The sequence below is a fragment of the Lachnospira pectinoschiza genome, assembly GCF_020564355.1.
GTDB classification, from domain to species: domain Bacteria; phylum Bacillota; class Clostridia; order Lachnospirales; family Lachnospiraceae; genus Lachnospira; species Lachnospira intestinalis.
Genome location: NZ_JAJCRR010000037.1, coordinates 1 through 425 on the forward strand (window position 1 = coordinate 1; position 425 = coordinate 425).

Here is a 425-nt window from a genome sequence, read left to right on the forward strand (position 1 = left end):
ATCTGCCTCTTCACTCTCACGGAAAAGCAAAGGAGCAATGATGAAGCCCAAGAAGAATTCTGGGTCAACCTGCAAAAGTTTTGATGCACCTAAAAAGCCCAAACATAGCCCAATCACGACTTGAATCAGCGGAAGAACCAACTTTGGGAAAACTTTATTGATGATATTTGAAATAACTAGAGCAAGAAGAAAAATGATGACATAAAAAATAGTATGGAGCACAAATTTCCCTTTCTTTCGTCTATTTTTAGAGCAAGAAGCTGCACTAAAAGTACAGCATATGAGTTATAAGCCTAAAAGGTTACTTTATCTTTTTGAAAAGTTCCTTTTTTTGATTAATCTTCTGATCGATTTTGGCACAGCTCTTTTTACTTAAGAGAGCTCGACAGCGCTTAATTTCCAGTTCTGTTAACTGACGTTTAAGC

General features: G+C 36.5%; 1 protein-coding gene. It reads right to left on the bottom strand.

What is annotated here, in order from left to right:
• The coding region (locus LI288_RS14125) for a hypothetical protein (protein ID WP_331464674.1) at window positions 1-222 on the bottom strand (222 nt) is incomplete at its 3' end.
• Between the last annotated feature and the right edge of the window lie 203 nt (window positions 223-425).